17 protein-coding genes are annotated in these 21,808 nt (G+C 61.1%); 8 read left to right on the top strand and 9 right to left on the bottom strand.

Features of this window, described 5'->3' with window-relative positions; genetic code table 11:
• Nucleotides 1-21 precede the first annotated feature (21 nt).
• The 6 genes from sS8_RS24885 to sS8_RS24860 form a co-directional block, all read right to left on the bottom strand.
• Nucleotides 22-828 carry a class I SAM-dependent methyltransferase gene (locus sS8_RS24885; RefSeq protein WP_119632117.1) on the bottom strand — a complete coding sequence of 269 codons (807 nt, stop codon included), beginning with the start codon at nucleotides 826-828 and terminating at the stop codon, nucleotides 22-24.
• Nucleotides 829-1,417: 589 nt separating this feature from the next.
• Nucleotides 1,418-2,593 carry a sigma-54 interaction domain-containing protein gene (locus sS8_RS24880; protein ID WP_119632116.1) on the bottom strand — a complete coding sequence of 392 codons (1,176 nt, stop codon included), beginning with the start codon at nucleotides 2,591-2,593 and terminating at the stop codon, nucleotides 1,418-1,420.
• A 273-nt stretch (nucleotides 2,594-2,866) separates the two neighbouring features.
• On the bottom strand, nucleotides 2,867-5,146 hold the full coding sequence (locus tag sS8_RS24875) for a tetratricopeptide repeat protein (protein WP_119632115.1): 2,280 nt from the start codon (nucleotides 5,144-5,146) through the stop codon (nucleotides 2,867-2,869).
• Nucleotides 5,143-6,201: an ABC transporter substrate-binding protein gene (locus tag sS8_RS24870; protein WP_036269085.1), complete on the bottom strand. Its 1,059-nt coding sequence runs from the start codon at nucleotides 6,199-6,201 to the stop codon at nucleotides 5,143-5,145. The genes sS8_RS24875 and sS8_RS24870 overlap by 4 nt, the downstream gene beginning before the upstream one ends.
• 17 nt (nucleotides 6,202-6,218) lie before the next feature.
• Complete coding sequence (locus tag sS8_RS24865; protein WP_119632114.1) at nucleotides 6,219-8,543, bottom strand: arylsulfatase; 2,325 nt, start codon at nucleotides 8,541-8,543, stop codon at nucleotides 6,219-6,221.
• Nucleotides 8,544-8,827: 284 nt separating this feature from the next.
• Nucleotides 8,828-10,111, bottom strand: a complete 1,284-nt coding sequence (locus sS8_RS24860) for an MFS transporter (RefSeq protein WP_119632113.1) — start codon at nucleotides 10,109-10,111, stop codon at nucleotides 8,828-8,830.
• A gap of 960 nt (nucleotides 10,112-11,071) precedes the next feature.
• Between sS8_RS24860 and sS8_RS24855 the strand changes: the two genes are divergently transcribed.
• On the top strand, nucleotides 11,072-11,698 hold the full coding sequence (locus tag sS8_RS24855; RefSeq protein WP_119632112.1) for a hypothetical protein: 627 nt from the start codon (nucleotides 11,072-11,074) through the stop codon (nucleotides 11,696-11,698).
• 42 nt (nucleotides 11,699-11,740) lie between these two features.
• On the opposite strand, the gene sS8_RS24850 is transcribed toward sS8_RS24855, so the two are convergent.
• Entirely contained in the window at nucleotides 11,741-12,397 is a 657-nt protein-coding gene (locus sS8_RS24850; protein ID WP_119632111.1) for an O-methyltransferase, read from the bottom strand.
• Between the two features lie 832 nt (nucleotides 12,398-13,229).
• Here sS8_RS24850 and fae point away from each other — a divergent pair.
• The 6 genes from fae (at nucleotide 13,230) to sS8_RS24820 (ending at nucleotide 18,269) form a co-directional block, all read left to right on the top strand.
• Nucleotides 13,230-13,742, top strand: a complete 513-nt coding sequence (gene fae, locus sS8_RS24845; RefSeq protein WP_119632110.1) for a formaldehyde-activating enzyme — start codon at nucleotides 13,230-13,232, stop codon at nucleotides 13,740-13,742.
• Nucleotides 13,743-13,838: 96 nt separating this feature from the next.
• Nucleotides 13,839-14,741, top strand: a complete 903-nt coding sequence (locus tag sS8_RS24840) for a TauD/TfdA dioxygenase family protein (RefSeq protein ID WP_119632109.1) — start codon at nucleotides 13,839-13,841, stop codon at nucleotides 14,739-14,741.
• 18 nt (nucleotides 14,742-14,759) lie between these two features.
• On the top strand, nucleotides 14,760-15,581 hold the full coding sequence (locus sS8_RS24835; protein ID WP_119632108.1) for an NADPH-dependent oxidoreductase: 822 nt from the start codon (nucleotides 14,760-14,762) through the stop codon (nucleotides 15,579-15,581).
• Between the two features lie 11 nt (nucleotides 15,582-15,592).
• Nucleotides 15,593-16,186 (top strand): peptide deformylase, encoded by a 594-nt coding sequence (gene def, locus sS8_RS24830; protein ID WP_119632107.1) that lies wholly within the window; start codon nucleotides 15,593-15,595, stop codon nucleotides 16,184-16,186.
• Nucleotides 16,187-16,198: 12 nt separating this feature from the next.
• Nucleotides 16,199-17,362, top strand: a complete 1,164-nt coding sequence (locus tag sS8_RS24825) for a pyridoxal phosphate-dependent aminotransferase (RefSeq protein ID WP_119632106.1) — start codon at nucleotides 16,199-16,201, stop codon at nucleotides 17,360-17,362.
• Nucleotides 17,363-17,627: 265 nt separating this feature from the next.
• The gene (locus sS8_RS24820; RefSeq protein ID WP_119632105.1) at nucleotides 17,628-18,269 is read left to right on the top strand and encodes a glutathione binding-like protein; all 642 of its coding nucleotides are present in this window, start codon (nucleotides 17,628-17,630) and stop codon (nucleotides 18,267-18,269) included.
• A 308-nt stretch (nucleotides 18,270-18,577) separates the two neighbouring features.
• Here sS8_RS24820 and sS8_RS24815 read toward each other — a convergent pair whose 3' ends face one another.
• On the bottom strand, nucleotides 18,578-19,627 hold the full coding sequence (locus tag sS8_RS24815) for an NADP(H)-dependent aldo-keto reductase (protein ID WP_119632104.1): 1,050 nt from the start codon (nucleotides 19,625-19,627) through the stop codon (nucleotides 18,578-18,580).
• Nucleotides 19,628-19,722: 95 nt separating this feature from the next.
• On the bottom strand, nucleotides 19,723-20,520 hold the full coding sequence (locus tag sS8_RS24810; protein WP_119632103.1) for a class I SAM-dependent methyltransferase: 798 nt from the start codon (nucleotides 20,518-20,520) through the stop codon (nucleotides 19,723-19,725).
• 725 nt (nucleotides 20,521-21,245) lie between these two features.
• On the opposite strand from sS8_RS24810, the gene sS8_RS24805 reads away from it, so the two are divergent.
• Complete coding sequence (locus sS8_RS24805; protein ID WP_119632102.1) at nucleotides 21,246-21,800, top strand: NAD(P)H-dependent oxidoreductase; 555 nt, start codon at nucleotides 21,246-21,248, stop codon at nucleotides 21,798-21,800.
• The last annotated feature ends 8 nt before the right edge of the window (nucleotides 21,801-21,808 follow it).

Genomic DNA, 21,808 nt, shown 5'->3' with positions numbered 1-21,808 from the left:
TTCCCGGGCCGGACGGAGACATCATTTCCTTACCGCCACCGCCACGATACGGCGGCCTTCCAGACGAATACCGTCGGATGTCCGCAACGCCTCCAGCGCCTGCTTGATCTCGGCAATGGCTGATTTCCGCAGCTCGTCCGGCAGGTGACCGAGAAAATTGCCGAAGGAACTGGCCTGTGAAAAATCGATGGCGGCGTCCGCATTCGCGTGATGGATGACGTTCTCCAGCACCTCTACTTTGCTGATTGAGAACCCGTTGCGATCCAGCAGCCAAACCAGTTCCGCTACGCTCACCCAGTGCGGATAGCCTGACCGGGATTCGGGAAAAGCGTTGTAAGGCTCTTTGGACAGAATCTCCCGTCGGATCTGCAAGAGCCGGTTGGGATGTTCCTTCGAACCCGTGGTCAGCCCGAGCCGCCCGCCCGACTTCAGCACCCTTCGAATGTGCTGCAAAGGCTCTTCCTTCTCCGCAAGCCAATGAAAAACCGCGTTCAGATAGACCGCATCAAAGCTGTTTTCGCCGAACTCGGTCAAATCGTAGGCATTGCCGACCCGGAAAACCAGATTGGATTTCGCCTTGCGATTGGCAATGGCGATGCGGAGCGGCAAGGGATCGACCCCCACCACGAACCCCGAAGGCCCAACGATATCCGCCACATGCTCCGCCAATAAGCCGGTTCCGCAGCCGACGTCAAGGACCCGCTCCTCCGGGACGAGGTTCAATTCCTCGATCAGCCATTTGCCCTGCTTGAATTGACGATCACTGCTCAGTTCCTCGTACTTTTCAGCAAGACGCTGCGTATCGAAAGTCAAGCTCAAAGCGCTCATGTGTTTCTCCTTGGTGGATAGCGGTGTTCAACGGATTCTGTTTATCGATTCGGCTCCGGATCGGCCCGCCCTACCCTGCTCAAGAGCCGGATCAGCCGTGCAGCAACAACGCTTACCATTTAGCAGAGTACATGCCATCGCCCGTCGCCTTCGCGACCACGGAAGACAACGCCGAGAGGACGAGGCAATGCGCCCATTCCACAGGCGGGACTATCGGCGCGAAGGAAAACGGTTCCAGACGAAACCCTTGCCAGCTGATCAATAGACAACAGACCAGCAGCACGCTGTTGTCTCATGTGCAACATACGGCCGTTTGAGCCGAAACGTTTCGAGTCAGGCGCGAGCTTCCGTGCGAAGGGTTCTTACGGACGACGAGCCGTAGCGCGAGGTGGTCACGACGATGGACCGGACTTCATGAAATGAAGTCTCGCGACCGGGACAAACGAGTTTCCTTGGAACGATTCGAACGCTATACGGCCAGCGACGGAGCAAACGAAAGCCAGGCCTTCGGCCACTCGCTCAACCCTGACCATGAGTTCGTTGCTCAACTTGCCTGCGCGGCACAGCCCGAGCGCAATCCTTTGCCCGTTCAGTCGCAGCAGCCCTGCGCAGGTGAATGGGACGGCCGTGCGGGCGCGTAAGCGGAACCGGCGGCATTTACCTTTTCGCCTTGGCTGTTCGGCAACAGACCGTACAAGGCCATGCGGTGGCGCAGCACATTGCGGCTGATCGCCAGCAGCCGGGCGGTCTGGACCTGGTTCTGTTCGCAGAATTCGAGCGCCGTACGCAGAACCGTGGCTTCGATCAACTCGAACAAGTTCGGCGGCGCGCGCTCGCACAACTGACGCACGGCGGTCTCCAGGGAGGCGGTGGATGCAGTCGAGACGGACGCCGCCGGTGCCTGCGGCCGCAGCCCCGAAAGCTTGAAATCCTCGGGACGGAGACGGTCGCCCGGGCAGACCAGCAGGGCTCTATGGATTGCATTCTCCAACTCCCGGATATTGCCCGGCCAATCGTAGTTCAACAAAAACCGCTCCGCCTCGGAGGTCAGCCGGGCATCCTTGTAGCCCAGGCGCTCGCCGTATAATTTCAGGAAGTGACGGGCCAAGGGCAGGATGTCCCCGGGCCGATCCCTTAGAGGCACGAGCTGCACCATGGCGACGTTGAAGCGATAGTACAGATCGGCCCTGAAGCGGCCGGCTTCCACCGCCTCTTCCAGGTTGACGTTGGTGGCCGCGATCACTCGCACATTCACCGGCGTCGCCCGCCGCGCCCCGACCTTCACCACCTCGCGTTCCTGCAGCACACGCAACAGCTTCGCCTGCAGCCCCAGGGGCAGATCGCCGACTTCGTCCAGGAACAGAGTGCCGTTGTGAGCGGTTTCGAACCACCCGTCCTTGCTGCTCAAGGCGCCGGTGAAAGCGCCTTTTTCATGCCCGAACAGCTCGCTCTCGATCAAGGTTTCGCTCAGGGCGGCGCAATTCAAGGCGCCGAAAGGGCCGTTCCGGCGCGCGCTGAGCGCATGGATGTGTCGGGCGATCAGTTCCTTGCCGGTGCCGGTTTCGCCGATGATGAGGACGGTGGCATCGCTGGGCGCGATGCGTTCGATGTGCTCCAGCAACTGCCGGGAGGCCGGGTCCTCGAAGACCAGCGCGCTGGCGCGAACGGAAAGGGTGAGCGAGCGCGGCTCGGAAAAGCTCAGCACGGGCGAAGGCCGGCTTCCCTCAAGCAATTCGGTCGATCGGTCGGGATAAGACGTTTCCATGATGCTTCACTTCTCCTCTTAATTTGAAACAAACCCTGCGCGCGGCTTCCTGCTCGACCGCAGTGGATGCACTTTGGCGTTTGTTGAACGTGTTCGTACTATAGCAAGTATCACAATATATCTAAAAGGCATAAATATGTTTTTATAAATAACGTTTTTGCATATACGTATTCACCTATTCATCGGTTGCTGGTGTCACGTCTCCATCCTGAATCATCCTTGCCGCGCGACCGAATGGCCTCGCGGGTATCTTTACGGAGAATGCCTCCAGGATTACCAATTCGGCGTTCCGAGTCCGTCCCGCAGTACCGCACCACGGGGATCGTCGGGCGCCAGTTCCAGAAAACGTTTCGCATAATCCGCGGCAGCCGGAAACCGGCCGAGTTCCCGATTGAACCGCGCCAGGGCGTGAAGGATCTCCCGATCGTCGGGACGGCGGCGATCGTGGCTTTCCAATACCGCGACGGCTTTGCCGGTCGCACCGGTCGCCTCGAGGGCGACAGCATAGACGTAGGCGAAGCGTGAATTTTCGGGATTCAGCACCGCCGCCCGTTCCAGATGTTCAAGCGCCTCCGCCGAACGCTTGTGGCGTACCAGCAGAAGCCCCAGGGCGTGGTGGCTTTCAGGGTTGCGCGGGTCGATCTTCAATGCCTCCCTAAGAAGGCGTTCGCCTTCCGCCTCCCGGCCTTGAACGCGATACAGGTCGGCCAGGTTGACGTAGGCCGCCACGAAATCCGGGCGCAGTTTCATGGCGGTCCGATAAGCCGCTTCCGCGTCCTCGCGCCGTCCCCATTCCGCGTACGCGAGACCCACGTTCATCCAAGATTCCGGACGATCGGCATTGACCTTTTGGGCAGCGATGTATTCATCCAGTCCGCGCTCGATGGCCGTGCGTCGCTCCGCGGGCAATACTTGCGAAGCGAGCGGTGTCAACGCCCGCGCCGCTCGGATACGGACCGCCCGAAGCGGATCGTTCAGCAAGGGAGACAAGAGCGGCAGACGCACGGCGGGATCGGTCTCGCTCAAGGCTTCGACGGCGCCTAATCTGACCAAGGGATCCGGATCGCCTAGCCCCTGCTCTACTACCGGCAAGGTCTTGCCGCTCAGATAAGGCCCGAGTTCGAACAACGCCGTAGCTCGAACGATTCCCGCCTGGGCCGTGTTCATGGCAAGCTGGACGAGGCCCTCTTCTGCACTCGCCCTGCCCTGCCTCGCCGCAGCGAAGACTTTGGCGAAATCTTCGTCGATGCGCGGCTTACGGCCACACCAGCGCTTGAGCTTAGCCGCCGCCCAGGACGGTTTTTCCCGGGTATGGCAGCGGTTGCACGCATTCGGCACGCCCAGCTCGACCGTAAGATCGGGCCGCGGAATGCGGAAACCATGGTCATGGCGCCGATCGACACCCATGTAGGTGGCTGTCGGCATGTGGCACGCGGCACAGTGCGCACCTTCCGAACCCGTTTTGTGGAAATGATGGGAGGGCGAATCGTACTTTTCCGCCTTATGGCATTGCACGCAGACGCCGTTCCCCGGGGCCCGAAGCTTCAGACTGTGAGGATCGTGGCAGTCGCTGCAGATAACCCCCTGACGATACATCTTGCTTTGCAGAAACGAGCCGTAGTTGTACACCTCGTCCTGCATCTGCCCGTCTAGGTGGTACAGCCCCTCGGTCAGCAGCGAGGGAACGAAGCCGTCCAGCAGCTGTCCGCCGTGAACGGGGCTTTCCTGGATCTGTTCGCGCCGCGCATGGCAGCGGGCGCAGGTTTCGATTTCCGGCCCGGTATTCGTGGCATCGGACAAGCGAGCGATGGAAGCATCGGCGGAAAACGCCCAGGCTCTCTCCCGACGGGGCCGAAAACGGACGTCGAGACCACGGTCGGCCGAGTGTTCCGTCTTGCCCTCGGCCCAGGCGACATGTCGCGACCCGGGACCATGACAGGCTTCGCAGGACACGTCGATGTCCGTCCAGGCCGAACCGAATCGGTCGGTTCGAAGATCGTAGTTCTTGCGGAAATTCGTGGAGTGGCAGTCGGCGCACATGTGGTTCCAATTCTGCAGCGGGCCGGTCCAGTGCAAGGGATCGCTGGGGCCTATCCTTTCCTTGGGATACAGGTGATACCAACGCTGCCCACCCCGAGTTTTGGGACGGCTGTCCCAGGCAATGCCCAAGGCTTGCAGCCTGCCGTCCGGGAACTCGATCAGGTATTGCTGTAGCGGATATACGCCGAAGGTGTACTTGATCTCGAAATCGGCGAACTTGCCGTCAGGGCCGTCGGTGTTGACCAGGAAGCGGTCGCCGCGGCGGAAAAATCGGGACGTCACGCCGAAATAATCGAAGCGGACGCCGCGGAAATCGCCCAATACCGTTGCGGGCGTCGCCGGCTGCATGGCCAGGTCGTGGTGCGACCCGGCCCAGGCTTTCGCCTGTTCGGCGTGGCAGCCTCCGCAGGCCGCGCCGCCGACATAGCCGGCTTCCTCCGCCGCGACCAGAACCGGAGTTAGGAAGAACGCGAGCAGCAAGCACCCCCATTCCGGGCGCACCGGAAATCTCATGATTTCGGTTTTCCGGACGGATCTTCCTCTTTCCAGTAACCCTGTAGTTGCAGTTCGGAAAGCGCCTTGTCGAGATAACGGCGATCGAAATAGCGCTCCAAATCAAACTTGCCGCGCACCAGGCCAAACTTCTTGGCGTCCTCGAAGGATACCCGGTAGCTGTGCACCAGATAGTCGTCGATCAGCGGCGAAAGCTTCTGCGTCCAGTTCTGGCCGTCCCAGTCCTCCCGGAAGTGCTGCAAGGGAATGCCCGACTTCGCCCAGATCTCGTAGACCTCGTCGCGGTTCTCCTCCTGCACCGTCCAGTAATTGGCCCTGACCAGAGCATTCACCACCCGCTGGGTAATGTCCGGGTACTGGTCGGCGAAGGCCTCGGCCACGGTGTAGCCGCCAGCGCAGCCGTATTTCCCGCCGTCGTCCTTGCCGCCGTAGATCAGCTTGGCGAGGCCCTGGTCGCGAAGGTAGTAGAGGTTGTAGAGACCGAAAGTCAGCTCCAATTCGCCATTGCCGAGCGCGGTGGCCGAGGTCAGATAATCCATGTTGTAGACCTTGAGGTCTTTCTCTTTGATGCCGTGATCCCCCAGCAAGCGGGCAACGCCGAGTTGCAAGCAGGTACCCTTGTGGAGCCCCAGCTTGCGGCCCTTGATGTCCTCGATTCCGTTAGCGGTCGAATCCTTGCGCGCGGCCAGATAAAGGTTGCCGCGCCGCCCGCCGCCCAGAATGTACTTGACCTTGAGTCCCCCGGCCCGGCCGATGAGCTGGGGCAGATCGCCCTGCCAGGCGAAATCGAGCTGCCCGCTGGAATAGGCTTCGTTCACCGCCGGACCGGCATTCTTGAAGAAATGCCACTTCACTTCGATGCCGTCCTTCTCGAATTCCTGTTCCAGATAGCGTTTGACATGGGCCACGGAAAACGCCCCGCCGCCCACGAAAGGCCGGCCGCCGACACCCGTAGCCGCCACGCCGATGTTGATGGTCTTAGGCTTTTCGGTCTCCGCGGCGTGGACGGGTAGCCACGCCAGGACGAGGGTGAGGAGAAGCAAGAATGGTTTCATCCGCAAAATCTCTCTAGTTATTGCAAGTCCGCCGTCAGCTTTTCCAGCGTTCCGGTGAATCGATAAGGCGCGGCATAGGCGTTCGAAACGACCGAGCCTCGTTCCTCGCCCACGTCGAAGGTCTCGGTGAGCGCGGCCCGTAGCGATCCGATGCCGGCCAAATGCGCCTCCCCCGCCGACTGTCCGTTGACGAAGAGCCGGCCGATGCCGGATTTGCCGCTGTTTCCGTCGGGTTGGAACTCGAAGCCCAGCTCCACGCGGCCGGCCGGCACCGGTACGGTCGAGGTCAGCACGTGCCGGTTGCGTCCCAAGGTGTTGGTCTCGTACACCAGGCGACCGTCCTTGAGATACAGGCTGTAGCCGCCGAACCGGCCGCCGTGAGCGACCAGGACGCCTTCCGCCCCGGCCGGCGGGATGTCCACCGTCGCCACGATACGATGGGCGCGACCTTCAAGCCTGGGAGCACTGGTGTCGGGGATGCGCACCGAACCTACCGTGTAGGTGAACGAGGTCCTGCCCTTAGCGAGAGACGGTCCGTCTCCGCCGTGCAGATTGTCGAGCAGCCCCGCGCTGAGCGGATAAACGTTGTTGCGCCAGGCTTCCTTGTCGAATTCCGCCTGCAACTCTTTCAACTTGTCCGGGTATTGCGCGGCCAGATCATGGGCCTGACTGAAATCCTCGGCGACGTGGTACAGCTCCCAGCGGTCGTTCTCGAAATCGTCCTTGCGCCCCTGCAACTCCCAGGGCAATCCGTGACGCGCCCCGGCCAGCCAACCGTCCTTGTAGACGGCGCGGTTACCGAACATTTCGAAATATTGAACCGTATGAGTGTCAGGGGCATTGGGGTCGTTGAAGCTGTACAGCAAGCTCTTGCCTTCCAAAGGAATCTGGGCGACGCTGTCGACCGTTTCCGGAAACGTGATGCCCGCGGCTTCGTAAATGGTCGGTGCCACGTCGTTGACATGGTGGAATTGGCTGCGCAGCCCGCCCGGCTGTTTGATGCGCGCCGGCCAAGAGACCACCAGGGGATTGCGGGTGCCGCCGAAATGAGAGGCCACTTGCTTGGTCCATTGGAAAGGCGAGTTGGTGGCCCAGGCCCAGGGAACCGCGTAATGGTTGTCGTGCAAGGGGCTGCCTAGCTCGTCGATATGCGCCAATTGGGTCGCCACGTCGTCGCGGGTTCCGAAGAAACTGGCGATATTGCGTATCGAACCGTCCAGCGTGCCCTCGGCGCTGCCGCCGTTGTCGCCGACGACATAGAGCACCAAGGTGTTGTCCCACTGTCCGGTCTGCCGTACGGTGCCGAGAAGCCGCCCCACTTCGTAGTCGGTATGGGACAGGAAAGCCGCATAGACTTCCATCTGCCGCGCGTACAAGCGTTTCTGATCAGGACTCAGGGAATCCCAAGCGGGTAGCTCCTTGGGCCTGGGGGTCAGTTCGGCATTCGCCGGGATCACACCCAAGCGCTTCTGCCGCTCGAAGATCTCTTCGCGTAGCTTGTCCCAACCCTGGTCGAACCGCCCCCGGTATTTATCGATCCATTCTTTGGGCACGTGCAAAGGGGCATGGGTAGCGCCGGTCGCGAAGTAGAGAAAGAACGGCTTGTTCGGCGCCAGGGAGCGCTGTTTGCGAAGCCAGCCGATGGCTTCGTCCGCCAGATCGGCGGTCAGGTGATAGCCTTGTTCCGGCGTTTTCCGCGGCTCCACCGCTTCGGTGTTACGGTACAACTGCGGCTCCCACTGGTTGGTTTCACCGCCCTGGAATCCGTAAAAGTATTCGAAGCCTAAATGGGTCGGCCAGCGGTCGTAGGGACCTACCGGCGTGACTTCGGCGGCGGGCGTGTTGTGCCATTTGCCGAACGCGGCGGTGCTGTAGCCGTTGCGGCGCAAGACTTCGGCCACCGATACCGTATCCTTGCGCCAGTAGCCGTTGTAGCCGGGATAGCCGCGAGCGGTCTCGATCACGACGCCGAAGCCGGCCTGGTGATGGTTGCGCCCGGTTAGGAGCGAGGCGCGAGTCGGCGAGCATAGGGCCGTGGTATGGAAACGGTTGTAGCGCAACCCTTCCGAGGCGAGCCGGTCGAGGTCGGGTGTCGCGGCGGGACCGCCGAAGGTGGCAGCGGCACCGAAACCGGCGTCATCCAGCAGGATCAGTACCACGTTGGGCGCGCCTTTCGGCGCTACCGGTTGCGCCGGCCAGGCCGGCACCGAATCCTTGCGGGTCTCGCCGATCGTGCCCTGGAAGCCCGGATCGGGTTTCGGCAGCGTCTCCTGCGCGGCGACGGTATGCAGAACGAAAAAGCCGGCGAGCAGTAGCCCGCGGCGTTCGGAGCGTCTGTTCATGTCGGGAAGTGTCCTTGGGTGGATGAAAACGATGAACCTAAATCCGGCCGTTGGATACCACCTGAACCGCGCCAGGCTCTCATCCCCAGCCCTTCTCCCAAAGGGAGAAGGGCGTTGAGCCCCTCGCCCTCTGGGAGAGGGGTTGGGGTGAGGGAATGCGGCGGCTGATGGGGCATTGCGGTCATTTCGGAAAGACAACTGCGGTTTTTAGGATGAAAAGTTCGCTCCCTCGTCGATCGGGAAACGGCGTTCGAAACTAGCGGCGGGGATCGAAGAGCGAAGGCTCATTCCGACACTCTCCTCTCCACACCTTCAGCCGGGACGCCCAAACGGCGAGCAAGCGGAACGGATACCGCGAGGCCGGCTAACGAAGCGCGGACCTTGTCTCGGGTTGGGCGCGGCAGTTCGAACCAGAACAACACCGCGAAGCTGCCGATGAACACCAGGAAGACGTTCTGCAAGCCGATCCAGCCGCCCAGCGCGCCGCCGACGAACGCCCCGGCCCAGGCGCCGAGAGCCGCGGGCGGATTGCCGGCGCCGGCCACGTTGCCGCGTCCGAGCAGATCGCTGACGGCGGCCTGGCGGACCACATTGGCGACCGCCACCATGCCCAGACCGAGTCCCAACAGAACCGCGCCTATCCAAAGAGCCGGCAGCCTCTCGGCGAACCCGAGCAGCACCAGCCCCAACACGGCCACCGCGTAGGCCGCCCGGTAGTAAACATGCCGTCCCAAGGTTTCCAGGGCGCCTCCCAGAAAGAGCAAAGCCGCGATGTAGCTGACGCCCTGCCCCAGAATCAGCGGCGCCGCCGCTGCCTCGGAGAGATCGAACCGTTCGATGGCGATGATCAGGATGAAGGCGCCGTAGAAGGAGGAGGCGCCGAAGGTGGCGAAGGCGATCAGACTGGTCTCCGCAATCTCCCGATGGCCGAAGAGCGCCTTGAGCTGTTCGAGCACCGGCTTCCCGTGAGAAGACGAACGCCACGCGAAGGCATCGCGGTGCCCGGTCAGCACCTTGGCCCCAAGCGGCAGCATCAGGACGAAAGACAAGGCCACCAGGACGTAAAGCGTCGAATAATCGAGAAAACCGATCAGGACGCTCGCCAGCAAAGGCCCGAACGCCACCGCCCCCCCCATCTGCGTGGCCCGAATCCATCCGGCCTTGCGCTTGCTCGTCGTGTTCAGATAGTGAAAGAAGTCGCTCTGGATGGAAAGGAAATGCATGGGCACGGCGGGACTGGCGAGAACTGTGGCCGCGATCAGCCAACCGGGGCTGGCGGCCCGTGAAACCAGCAGGAAAGCGATTCCTCCGAGCGCACTACCGAACGCGAACACCCGCCTCCCGCCGAAGCGGTCTATGGCCATGCCGATGGGAATGCTCATGATTCCGATCCCTAAGGGCAAGACGCCTGTCACCATGCCGATTTCGAAGGTCGAAGCGTCTAGGGACAAAGCGAACAGCGGCGCGGCGACGCCGACCAGGCCGATGATCGTGCCGTTGAGGGCTGCCAGCAGCATGAAATTCCGCACGCGGCGGGAGATGGAGGCAGAGGTGCCGGAATGCTCCATGAGTTTCTATGGCAAGGAGTCAGAGCTCGAAATGGTCGATGATTCCCATCGGATGCACAGCCTGTGCCAAAGGCGGAACGGCGCCTTTACGCAAGTTTTTAGAGCGTCTTCATCTTTAAGGAAGCTCTGAATAAGCCCTCTCCCGCTGGGACAAATCGGCAGGACTGCCGATTTGCACGCGTAAGCGCCGCTTGCGGCTCCGCACAGGGAAAGTGCGGAGTGATTGGGTTGGGTGAGGGCCGTTTAGATCAATCCGTTGCACAGATCGCTTTTCCCACTGGAGACTTCATCAGAACTCCCTTTAGTGAAAGGGAACGGGAAGCTAGGTAGGGCGGGTTATTCCATTCGGCATTCGAGTGAACATTAATCGTAGAGTGGGTTAACGCAGCGTAACCCACCGATTCGAGGTCCCTCGGTGGGTTACGGCCTCGCGGCCGAACCCACCCTACAAAAATGAATGCCTTAATGCCTTATTGAAAGCGATTTGGAATTAGGCCGATAGGCCGTAACCCACCGCACGCCGCTGCCGAACAGGGCCGGGAAGATGTCCGCGTGCGTAAAGACCTCCGCAACGCCGGTTATACCGTATAAACAAAGTGAAATCGCTCTAGGAAGATAAAAGCTTGGGACTGTTGGCGGTGCAACAGCGGCTGCTGACGGCCTGTTGCCGAAATGACAGGCCGATTCGCCCGATTATTAATCAGGCCCGTAAATACCCTCCTGATATTTACGGGCCGACGCCTAGGCCGGTACACGCCCGGCCTGGGCTCACGCGGCTGGTTGCCGCGCCGGGGCGTCCCTGCCCCGGATTAACCCGGCCGATATTGATTGTCCGGGTTAATAGGAACCGCGAACCGGCGCGCCAGTCTGATTTTTAGTAGAAGCGCGGAAAGATAGTCGCTGTTACGCGGCAAGGAGGCACGGATGCATATCAGCGCGAAATTTCTACTTGTTGCCGGTATGGCTTCCACGATCTTGGGGTGTGCGAGCTATCGGGCGTTGAAGCCCGCCGAAACGATGGACGGACGAATCGACGGCCAGGGATTCGCCGCTTCGTTTCCGCAAACCACCGGCTGGTATATCGTGAGAAGCACGCACGACGAAATCGTGTTCCTGAAAGCCTCGGAGGAGACCGCGCAACGTAGCCCGGCCGACGCCGTCATCACGGCTTCGCTGGGCGTCCGGACGCTTCCCGCCGAGGAACTTGCCCGCCAAAGCGACTCGGATTTCGCCGCCGGAGTCGAACGGTTCCTGGCGAAACGCATGGGCGGTCCGCCGGCCTTCTATGCCGGATCGTCTCTTCTCGCCCTGGTACAACTGGACACCGAGCCGCACCGCTTTCACGATGCGGTCTGCGCCAAGTACGAGGCCTTACAGATTGCCCGCAACGGGGCGCAACTCCGGGAGCCCGAACTGGCCTTTTCCGACCATGGCATCGTTTGCCGTCATCCCGACGATCCCGGAAGGTTGATTCAGATGTTCTTCAACGAAAGATCCGTGCGAGTGATGCCGCGGTTCGCAAGCCCGGCAACCTGGGACGAGGTGACCAAGGCCTTCGAAAGCCTGCGATTTACCCCGGACCGTTAAACGTCGTACGCCGTATCGGGATACGGGTGAGCTCGTCCGCCATCAGCGCTTCCGCGCCAGCATGAGACCATCGGCGATGGGCAATAGACTGACCGAGACGCGCGGATCGGTGTGAAGTTTTTGATTCAGCGCCCGGATGGCGGCGGTGTCGGCATCGTTCACAGCCGGGTCCGCGACCTTACCACCCCACAAGACGTTGTCGATCAGCACCAGCCCACCCGTGCGCAGGAGTTGTAACGCCCGCTCGTAATATCCGTCGTAGTTCTCCTTGTCGGCATCGATGAAGGCCAGGTCGTAAGTACCGCCACGACCCTCGGCGATGAGCCCGTCCAGGGTGTCGAGCGCAGGGCCGAGCCGCAAATCGATCTTGTCTTCAACCCCGGCCCGCTGCCAATGACGGCGCGCCGTTGCCGTAAATTCCTCGTTGATATCACAGGCCGTAATGCGCCCCTCGGGCGGCAGGGCAAGAGCCAGACGGGTGGAACTGTATCCGGTGAACACCCCGATTTCGAGCACGTTCCGCGCGCCGACGAGTTCCGCCAGTAACGCCATGAACTGCCCCTGTTCCGGCGCGATCTGCATGCCGCCATAGGGATGCGTCGCCGCCTCCTCGCGCAGCGCTCTCAACACGTCCGGTTCGCGAAGCGACACCGAAAGCAGGTAGTCGTATAGCGTCTGATTCATGACGATGCTTTTCATGGGCGTGGTTACCTTTGATTGCAGGAAGAAAGTTAGCGCCAACCGACAGGCAAGAGTGTACCGATCAACGGCGAAGAAAATGAAGAATATCGAGGCAGCCTCACGACACGTGAAAAATCTGATGGGCGTCTCGAAAAAGCTACTCCGTTCATGCTTCTCCAGGCGCGGCACGAATGGAACCAATTGATCCGATCAGAACCATTCGCGCCGAACCCGTCGAAGCGCAATTTTTCCCGGAGCCCTGAGTACAGCTCGTAGGATGTGGTGAACGAAGTGAACCGCCCTTCGACAAGGCTCAGGACAGGCATCATTCGCGGTGCATCGGTGCGGCTCATGCCGGACCATCCTGGTCCGGCACCCTACGAGCTAAACGCCCTTCTCCCTCTGGGAGAAGGGCTGGGGATGAGGGCCTCGCGCGTTTCAGGTTGTATGCAACTACCGGATTTAGGTTCATGCTTCGACAGGCGCAGCACGAACAGAATCATTTGGTCCGATTACAACCGTTCGCACCGAACTCGCCGAAGGGCCCGATTTTTCCCGGAACCGTTAGTAGGGGTCCGTATCCGTACGAACTTCTGCTGCCCCGCCAACAAAGACAAAACAGGCGCTGTTGAAAGGTAAACACAGCCGGCCCGCGGACGGCGAGAATCCCCCCAGGATTCAGGCACTTCCGCGCTGGCATGGTTTCTGATTGGGAATACTTATCCGCCCGGGCGGCTCCGGCGGTTGTACTCCGGTCACGCGCGGTCCGTCGACATTTCCGCGAGTGGCATGTTTTCGGAGAGCACCGGCCGCTCGGACGTCTTTTATTTTCCAATCCGAGGAACTTGACGTGAGCAAAATCGACAAGCTTTTGATCGGCGAAGCGCTGGTCGGCGAAGGCGACGAGATCGCCCATATCGATCTCATCCTGGGACCGCGCGGCAGCGCCGCCGAGTCCGCTTTCGCCAACGCACTGGTCAACAACAAAGACGGCTTCACCACCCTGCTGGCCGTGGTCGCGCCGAATCTCCCGGTCAAACCACACACCATTCTGTTCAACAAGGTCACCCTCAAGAACGGCAAGCAGGCGACCCAGTTGTTCGGACCGGCCCAGCGCGGCGTCGCTCTGGCGGTGGCCGATTCGGTGGAAGACGGCACGATTCCCGCCAACGAAGCCGAGGACCTCTTCATTTCAGTCGGAGTGTTCATCCATTGGCTGGCCGAGGACGACCACAAGATCCAGGACTACAACTACGCCGCCACCCGCGAGGCGATCAAGCGCGCCGTGAAGGGCGAACCCAGCATCTCCGAGGTTATCGAGCGAAAGCGCTCAGTCGATCATCCGTTCCAGGCACACCGATAAGCCCGACGTTTCCCGCATGCGGCTCCTCCTCTCGACACCTGCCTTCGGGCAGGTTCCTTTTGCCGAGGAGTACATCATTCACCCCAGGAGCAAACCATGTCCACCGCACCCGATTTTCATGCGCACACCGATCGGCAATATTCGATCCAGCAATCCGTCACGATTCGGCCGACCGGGGGCCCTCTCGGCGCCTTCGTCACCGGCATCGGCGCCAGCCGCCCGGTCGACCCCCTGACCATATTCCGGCTCAAGCAGGCCATCATCGACCATCACATCCTGATCTTTCAGGGCCAGACCCTGACAGACGACGAATTCCTGCGCTTCGCCACTTATTTCGGCGCCATTTTCGTGCCGCCGAAAGAGATCCCGGTTCTGGCTTCCGACGCCGAAGGCAAAACCCCTGACATCGTCCCCATCGCCAACGTCGAAGGCGGCTATACCGGGAACGGTGAATTACACCCGCATATCGACCATCAGTGGACGCCCTATCCGTCCAGCGCTTCCTTGCTCTACGCGCTAGAGGTCCCCGATATCGGTGGCGATACCACCTGGTTCAACCTGGCCTTGGCCTACGATACCTTGGATGAAAGCACCAAGCGCGAGATCGACGGCTTGCAACTCATCACCTACAATCCTTTCAAGCGGAAGCCGGGCGAACCGCGTCCCAAATATCGGCTCGACCCCAGCGCTCCGCCGAGCAGCGAGGCCTTCCCGCATCCTTTGGTGCGCACCCATCCGGACAGCGGCCGAAAGCTCCTTTATCTGAGCACCGACACCGAGGTGGAAGTGGTAGGCTGGCCTCCCGAGAAAGGCGCCGCGCTGATCGAACGATTGCGCGCGCATCTCAAGGAGCCTCGCTTCGCCTATCGCCACCGCTGGAGCGTGGGCGACATCGTGTTCTGGGACAACCAAGCCACGGCTCACGCGCGGACCGCTTTCCCTGCCGAGCTTCGGCGCGTGATGAAACGCATCAGTCTCGCCGGAGGCCGGCCCTTTTGAAACCGACGAGGACACATCATGAGCGAAGCTTTGAACCTGCTCAAAGCCCGTTACGGTCGTGAAGAGACCGTTCCCGACATCAGCTGGAATCCCGTTCTGGAGAGGCTGTTGTCGCACCGTTCGGTGCGGGCCTATTCGTCCAAACCGCTACCTCCCGGCACCCTGGAAACCCTGGTAGCCGCGGCGCAATCGGCCGCCAGTTCGTCCAATCTGCAACTCTGGAGCGCGGTGGCGGTCGAGGACGCCGAACGGCGGCAGCGACTCTCGGTTCTGGCCGGAGACCAGGCCCATATCCGGCAGGCGCCCTTGTTCTTGGCGTGGCTGGCGGATCTCGCGCGGCTGCGCCGGGTCGCCGCGCAGCGGGACATTCCCGCCGAGGGGCTCGATTATTTCGAGATGTTCGTGATGGCCACGGTGGACGCCGCGCTCGCCGCGCAGAACGCCGTGATCGCGGCGGAATCCCTGGGACTCGGCACGGTCTACATCGGAGCCCTGCGCAATCATCCGGAGCAGGTCGCAGCCGAACTGAATCTGCCGGAAAGCGTGTTTCCCGTCTTCGGCCTGGTGGTCGGCCACCCCGACCCGCAGGTGACTCCGGCCATCAAACCGCGCCTGCCTCAGGACGCGGTCCTGCACCGGGAAACCTATACCCTGGAAAGCCAAGACGACGCCGTTCGGCGTTACGACCGGATTATGGCGGCGTTCTACGCCGAACAAGACATGGCGACGCCCGGAGACTGGTCGGAGCATTCCGCCCGGCGCGTGTCCGGTCCCGAAAAGCTCGCCAGCCGCGCCCGCCTCAAGGAAGCGCTGAACGCCCTCGGCTTCAAACTGCGCTGAGAGGGATCGCCATGTCGAATCTCTCTCTACGGCTGAAAATCGTCCAGGCTGGCGAACCCGTGTTGCGACAGCGAGCCCGGCCTTTGAGCGCGGAAGAAATCCTGAGCAAGGAAATCCAGGACTTGATCGAACACATGCGGGAAACCCTACGGGATGCACCGGGTGTCGGCCTCGCCGCGCCCCAAGTCGGTCTGCCGCTGCAACTGGCGGTGATCGAGGACCGGCAAGAATACCAGAACGGGAAACTCAGCGAGGAAGAACTCGCGGTGCGGGAACGAGTGCCGATTCCCTTCCATGTCATCGTCAATCCGGAAATCGTCGAATATTCCCAGGATACGGCGACCTTTTACGAAGGCTGCCTAAGCGTGACCGGATTCCTGGCCAAGGTCGAACGGGCCCGGTCGGTGCGAGTGACCTGCCTGGATCACCGTGGCCAGCTACGGACTATCGAAGCCCGCGGCTGGTACGCACGCATTCTCCAGCACGAAATCGATCATCTGCACGGCCGGCTGTACCTGGACCGCATGGACTCGCGTTCTTTCAGCACTTTCGAGAATTACGATCGATATCGAGACGATCGCGTGGTCGCGCCCGAGGCGCCATAAGCGGAGCCTGCCATGAATTTTCCGCTCTCCCGCCGCGTCTCGGACCTCCAGGCTTCCGATATTCGCCTCATGACCCGCGAGTGCGAGCGGGTGGGTGGCATCAACCTCGGCCAGGGTTTGGGCGATCTCCCGGTTCCCGCCCCGGTCCGGGACGGCGCGTTTGAGGCGATTCAGACCAATCGCAATAGCTATTCCCAGTCAGAAGGCATCGCCGATCTGCGCCGCGCCATCGCCGCCAAGCTCCTCCGTGATAACGGCTTCGAAGCCGATCCCGAGCGGGAAATCGTCGTCACTCACGGTGCGACCGGAGCTTTTTTCGCAGCTCTCACCGCCCTGCTCAATCCTGGCGACGGCACCCTGCTTCCGGAACCCTATTACGGCTACCATCTCAACACCATCCGCCTGTGCGGGCTGGACCCTCACTTCCTGACGCTCCGCGAGCCCGCGTTCGAGCTGGAGGAAGCGGCTTTGCGCGCCGCCGTGCGTCCCAACACGCGGGCGATCGTTCTCTGCACACCTTCGAATCCCAGCGGCAAAATGCTAAGCGAGGAGGAAATCCGCCGCGCGGAGCGCGTCGCCGCCGAGCACGACCTGTTAGTCATCACCGACGAAATCTACGAATACATCACTTACGACGGCCGGCGACACATCTCTCCGGCCGCCGTCGGCAGCCTCCGGGAACGTACCATCAGCATTTTTGGGTTCTCCAAGACCTTCAGCATCACGGGTTGGCGGCTGGGCTACGCCGTGGCACCGGAACCCTTGGCCGCCGCCATCAACCTGGTCAACGACCTCGCCTATGTCTGCGCCCCCACACCCTTGCAATACGGCGTCCTCGAAGGATTGCAGGCCTCGCCCGAGTATTTCGACCAACTCCGGATCATCTACCAGCAAAAGCGCGACATCTTGTGCGAAGGATTGGCGGCGGCCGGAATCGAGCCGTCGATCCCGAGCGGCGCGTACTACGTCCTGGCCGACATCGGACGCTTCGGTTATCCGAACGCAAAAGCCGGCGCACTTTCCCTCCTGGAGCAAACCGGGGTGGCCGCCGTGCCGGGGAGCGCGTTTTATCGCGGCGGCAAGGGCGAGCATCTCATCCGGTTCTGTTTCGCGAAGGACGACGCCGTCCTGCGGGAAGCGGTCCGGCGATTGCGGCGCTTCCGCCATGCGGATTAGGTGTGGTCCCGCCGTCGTTTCGTTTCCGATCGCTCCCCCTGTCCGCCCACCACCAACCTGCCAGCAGCCGGTGCCTCAGGAAGCGCACTATCCATCAATGATCAACCGAAAATCCACGACTTGGGCCTTGTTGACCATGGCATGAACCCTGCTCCATTTCAGCTGAGGCGAAGATAAGGTGCGTTTCGGCAGGGATTGCGGGCGCCAAGGACTCAGGACGAATCTTCGCCTTTCCACGTAACACATACCCAGCAGGAGAATATTCATGCCTACGCTTTATGTCGCACCCGGTGCCTGCTCCTTCGGAGCCCATGTCGTACTCAAGGAACTCGGCATTTCCCACGATCTCGCCGTGGTTCCGTTACGCACGCCCGGGTCGCCGATCTTCGAGGTTAACCCTTTGGGCCGGGTGCCGACTCTGAAACTGGATTCCGGCGAAGTGCTCACCGAAAACGGCGCGATCCTGCCTTTCCTGGGCGATCTCAAACCGGAGGCGGGTCTTTTCGCACCGGCGGGTTCCCTGGAGCGTGCCCGCATCCAGGAATGGATCGGCTTTCTCAATTCCGACTTGCACCGTGCTTTTCGTCCCGTGAACCGCCCGGAATTGTTCCATCCCGATGCTTCCACCCACGAGGCCATACGAGCCAAAGGGTTGGAGCAATTAATCGCTTTACTCGAGTTCGTGGACGAAAAACTGGACGGGAAAACCTGGGCCGTCGGAGAACGCTTCACGATCGCCGACGCCTATCTCGGCGTATTTTGGTCCTGGCTGAAGCGAAGCCGGCCGGAATTACTGGCTCGGCTGCCCAATCTATCCGCCTTCGGCAACCGTTTCGACGCGCGTCCGTCCGTGCAAGCTGCCTTGGCGGCCGAGCAAGCTCCGAGTGAGCGACAAGCCGCGGCGTGAGCATCGGAGACTGATGGTATCGAGCTTACATGGGATAGAAGCTTGGGCAGCAAGTGGCAGCCGATATGTCTCGATTCAATAATCCAAGGATGGTCACCACTCATATGTCACTCTTGAATCGCCCCACGGCTCGTGCCTGAGCGTCGCCGGTGGCGCGAGACCTGATTCAAACTCACTGCCTGGCAAAGGCAGCTATCTTTTCAAACGTACGTCTGCGGTGAAAACGCTTTAGGGTATCTGTCGCACCGCAAGCAAGCCTTCGGCGGCGCCTTAGCCGATTGGCGCCGCCTTCCTTTTCCCGGCCGCGGTCACGGCGCCGGATTCGGATAGTTGGCGTGAATCGCCTCGATGCCTTCGAGGACGCCCAAAGGCAATTCCAGATCGATGCTGGCGATGTTACTACGCAACTGTTCCAGCGTGGTGGCACCGATGATGGTGCTGGTGACGAACGGCCGGCTATTGACATAGGCCAAGGCCATCTTCGCCGGATCGAGATCATATTCCCGCGCCAGCGATACATATGCCTCCACGGCCTTTTCCGCGTTCGGACCGCTGTAGCGCGAAAACCGCTCCCACAAACTGAGACGGGCGCCTCGGGGCCGCGCGCCGTTCAGATATTTGCCGGACAACACCCCGAAGCCCAGAGGCGAATACGCGAGAAGGCTCACATGCTCGCGGTGGGAGAACTCGGCGAGGCCGATTTCGTAGGTCCGGTTCAAGAGATTGTAGGGATTCTGAATGCTGGCGATGCGCGGGCCGACGCCCCGCTCGGAGAGCTTCAGGAACTGCGCCACGCCCCAGGGAGTTTCGTTGGACACGCCGATATAGCGGATCTTGCCCGCCTTGACCAGATCGTCCAGCACTTTCAGGGTTTCCGCGATCGGTACGGTGATTTCGTCCGCTACATGGGTATAACCCAGGCGGCCGAAATGGTTCGTACTGCGATCCGGCCAGTGGAGCTGATAGAGGTCGATGTAGTCGGTTTGCAGTCTCTTCAGGCTGCCGTTGACCGCCTCTTCCAGATTCCTTCGGTTGAAGTGCGACGCACCGCCCCGGATATGGCCGGCTTGGGACAGCAGCTTCGCCGGCCCGGCCGCCTTGGTGGCGATAATCACCCGGTCGCGCTTTCCGCTCCGCTTGAGCCAAGAGCCGATGATGCGTTCGGTTGCGCCGTAGGTCTCCGCCCGCGGCGGCACCGGGTACATCTCCGCCGTGTCGATGAAGTTGATCCCGGCGTCGACCGCGAAGTCCAATTGTTCATGGCCGTCCCTCTCGGTGTTCTGCTCGCCGAAGGTCATGGTGCCGAGACAGATGCGGCTCACGTCCAGGCCGGTACGGCTCAGGGGAGAATATTTCATGGAATGTCGCTCCTTGCTTTGTCGAAATGACGATAGGTCTTTATGAGGATACCTGCCCGAGGCGAGTCACGGATGGATACACGCCATCCTACCGCTCACTTCTTTTCCGCCACGGCAAAGATCAGATTGCGTGTCAGCACGATGCCCTCCGGACGGCGATATTTTTCCAGCTCGAATTCGATCTCCCGAATGGCCGCGGTACGAAGAAGAAGCGGCAGTCCGCTCAGAAAATGACCGAACGAACTCGCATTGGAAAAATGGATCACTGTCCCCGGGCTGTCGAAATAATCGGTGAAACTCCGAATCTCGATGGTTATCACCCGGAATCCGGCTTGCTCCAGCAGCGCCGACAGTTCCTCCGAGGTCACCTTGTACGGCGGCGTCTCCGAGGTATCCAGGTAGGGAGCGTAAGGCGGACGCCTAAGCACGGTTCGCACGATCCTGTCCAGCTCGTGAGGCCGTTCTTTGGAAGCGGTACTGATGCCGAGCCGCCCGCCGGACTTCAGCACACGGCAAGTTTCGGCAAGGCTTTGCCGTTTCTCCGGCAGCCAGTGAAACACGCTGTTCAGGTAAACCGCATCGAAGCTGTTGTCGAAGAAGCCATCCAGACGCTCAGCGCGCCCGATCTGAAACGAGAGATTGCCGGCGGCTCGGATGCGGGCGATCTCGATCCGCGTTTGCAGCGGATCGATGCCCACGACATGCCCGGCTTTGCCCACCAGGCTCGCGACGTACTCGGTAAGCCGGCCCGTGCCGCAGCCTACATCCAGCACGCGCCAGCCCTGTCCAAGATCAAGCGCCTGAATCAGAAGCTTGCCGTGCTCGTATTGTTTGTCACTGAGATCCTCGTACTGCCTTGCCAGCGCCGGAGTGTCGAGAGTCAGGGTTTTCATCGCGCGTCGTCTCCGTGTGAAGTGAATGCCTACGGAAAGAACAGAACGCCGCCTCGTGGCGGGCAACATTTTTGCGCAGAAATCATGCCAGCACTGCTGATACCGGTAAGGAAGCTCTGATTTCAGTCTGCAATTCGGAGAAGCGACCTAGACAACTGATTGATCTAACATGCCCTCACCCAACCCTCTCCCAGAGGAAGAGGGCTTATTCAGAGCGTCCTTAAGAGCCTATCACGGCAGTCCCGTCGAAAGATTTCTCGAGCCTCGTCGGATCGACTCCAAGGTGCGCCGGCGACAGCGGCCGCCGTCCGGCACGCGCACTGCCCCTGCCGCGTTCTGCTGTCGATCGGGCAGCCTGTCATCACGTCCTGCTCCGCCAACAACAGTGATTGGGCATTCGCCCTTTAGTGCGTTTTGATCGCTGATGTACGCTCGAGAAGGAAGCTGCCTTTGGCAGCAAGTGAGTTTGAAGCGGGTCTCGTCCCGCCGGCGAGTTTGTCTTTGCTTGCCAGAAGACAAATTTGCCGGGAACAAATTTGGGCGCGCGGAGCGCGCCCGTTGGGTTCGCACCAGGGAGGGTGCGAATCAGCGGGCACCCGGGACGATTCAGCAATGCCGTACAACTGATTAGAAAATGCTCTAAGTAGGCAGCGAAACAGAGATGGCACTCCTTATGCTTCAAATCGTCCGTCAACTCTTTTCGATTCAACCTTGGGAGCGTGCACATGAAAATTACCGGCGTATCGGGCAGTCTGGGCAGCCCTTCGCGGACCAAAGGGCTCGTGGCGGCGATCGTCCGTCAATTGGAGACGCGGTTCGGGGTCAGGGCTCATATCGCCGATCTCTCTGAAACGGCGCCATTGCAGTGGGCGGCAGGCCTCGGCAAGGACGGTCCCGTCGAGCTCAGAAGCCTTCTCAACCGAATCGAGTCGTCCGACGTGCTGGTGGTGGGCTCGCCGGTTTACAAAGGGGCCTATTCGGGTCTGTTCAAGCATGTTTTCGACCTGGTCGATCGCGATGCTCTGCGCGGCAAGGTGGTCCTGTTGGCGGCCACAGGCGGCAGCGATCAGCACGCGCTGGTGATCGAGCACCATCTCCGGCCGCTGTTCGCCTTTTTCGGCGCCCACACCGTTCCCACTGGGATCTACGCCAATGAATCGGACTTTGCCGATTACGACACGATCGCCAATCCGGCCATTCTGATCCGCATCGAACAGGCCGTGGACCAGGTCGTGTATCTGGCGGGTCGATCGACCGTGCCGGCGGCGGCCGTCGCTTGAGGGAACGG

Source organism: Methylocaldum marinum (genome assembly GCF_003584645.1).
In the GTDB taxonomy this organism is placed as follows: domain Bacteria; phylum Pseudomonadota; class Gammaproteobacteria; order Methylococcales; family Methylococcaceae; genus Methylocaldum; species Methylocaldum marinum.
Note: the sequence above shows the minus strand (reverse complement) of the source record. Positions and strands in the feature narration are given on the sequence as shown.

Excerpts from the sequence above, each read along its gene's own strand:
- sS8_RS24875 (WP_119632115.1), bottom strand. The coding sequence starts at position 5,146 with ATGAGATTTCCGGTGCGCCCGGAATGGGGGTGCTTGCTGCTCGCGTTC.
- sS8_RS24840 (WP_119632109.1), top strand. The coding sequence starts at position 13,839 with ATGTCCACCGCACCCGATTTTCATGCGCACACCGATCGGCAATATTCG.
- sS8_RS24835 (WP_119632108.1), top strand. The coding sequence starts at position 14,760 with ATGAGCGAAGCTTTGAACCTGCTCAAAGCCCGTTACGGTCGTGAAGAG.
- sS8_RS24870 (WP_036269085.1), bottom strand. The coding sequence starts at position 6,201 with ATGAAACCATTCTTGCTTCTCCTCACCCTCGTCCTGGCGTGGCTACCC.
- sS8_RS24825 (WP_119632106.1), top strand. The coding sequence starts at position 16,199 with ATGAATTTTCCGCTCTCCCGCCGCGTCTCGGACCTCCAGGCTTCCGAT.
- sS8_RS24885 (WP_119632117.1), bottom strand. The coding sequence starts at position 828 with ATGAGCGCTTTGAGCTTGACTTTCGATACGCAGCGTCTTGCTGAAAAG.
- sS8_RS24855 (WP_119632112.1), top strand. The coding sequence starts at position 11,072 with ATGGCTTCCACGATCTTGGGGTGTGCGAGCTATCGGGCGTTGAAGCCC.
- sS8_RS24860 (WP_119632113.1), bottom strand. The coding sequence starts at position 10,111 with ATGGAGCATTCCGGCACCTCTGCCTCCATCTCCCGCCGCGTGCGGAAT.
- sS8_RS24865 (WP_119632114.1), bottom strand. The coding sequence starts at position 8,543 with ATGAACAGACGCTCCGAACGCCGCGGGCTACTGCTCGCCGGCTTTTTC.
- def (WP_119632107.1), top strand. The coding sequence starts at position 15,593 with ATGTCGAATCTCTCTCTACGGCTGAAAATCGTCCAGGCTGGCGAACCC.
- sS8_RS24810 (WP_119632103.1), bottom strand. The coding sequence starts at position 20,520 with ATGAAAACCCTGACTCTCGACACTCCGGCGCTGGCAAGGCAGTACGAG.
- sS8_RS24805 (WP_119632102.1), top strand. The coding sequence starts at position 21,246 with ATGAAAATTACCGGCGTATCGGGCAGTCTGGGCAGCCCTTCGCGGACC.
- sS8_RS24820 (WP_119632105.1), top strand. The coding sequence starts at position 17,628 with ATGCCTACGCTTTATGTCGCACCCGGTGCCTGCTCCTTCGGAGCCCAT.
- sS8_RS24850 (WP_119632111.1), bottom strand. The coding sequence starts at position 12,397 with ATGAAAAGCATCGTCATGAATCAGACGCTATACGACTACCTGCTTTCG.
- sS8_RS24880 (WP_119632116.1), bottom strand. The coding sequence starts at position 2,593 with ATGGAAACGTCTTATCCCGACCGATCGACCGAATTGCTTGAGGGAAGC.
- sS8_RS24815 (WP_119632104.1), bottom strand. The coding sequence starts at position 19,627 with ATGAAATATTCTCCCCTGAGCCGTACCGGCCTGGACGTGAGCCGCATC.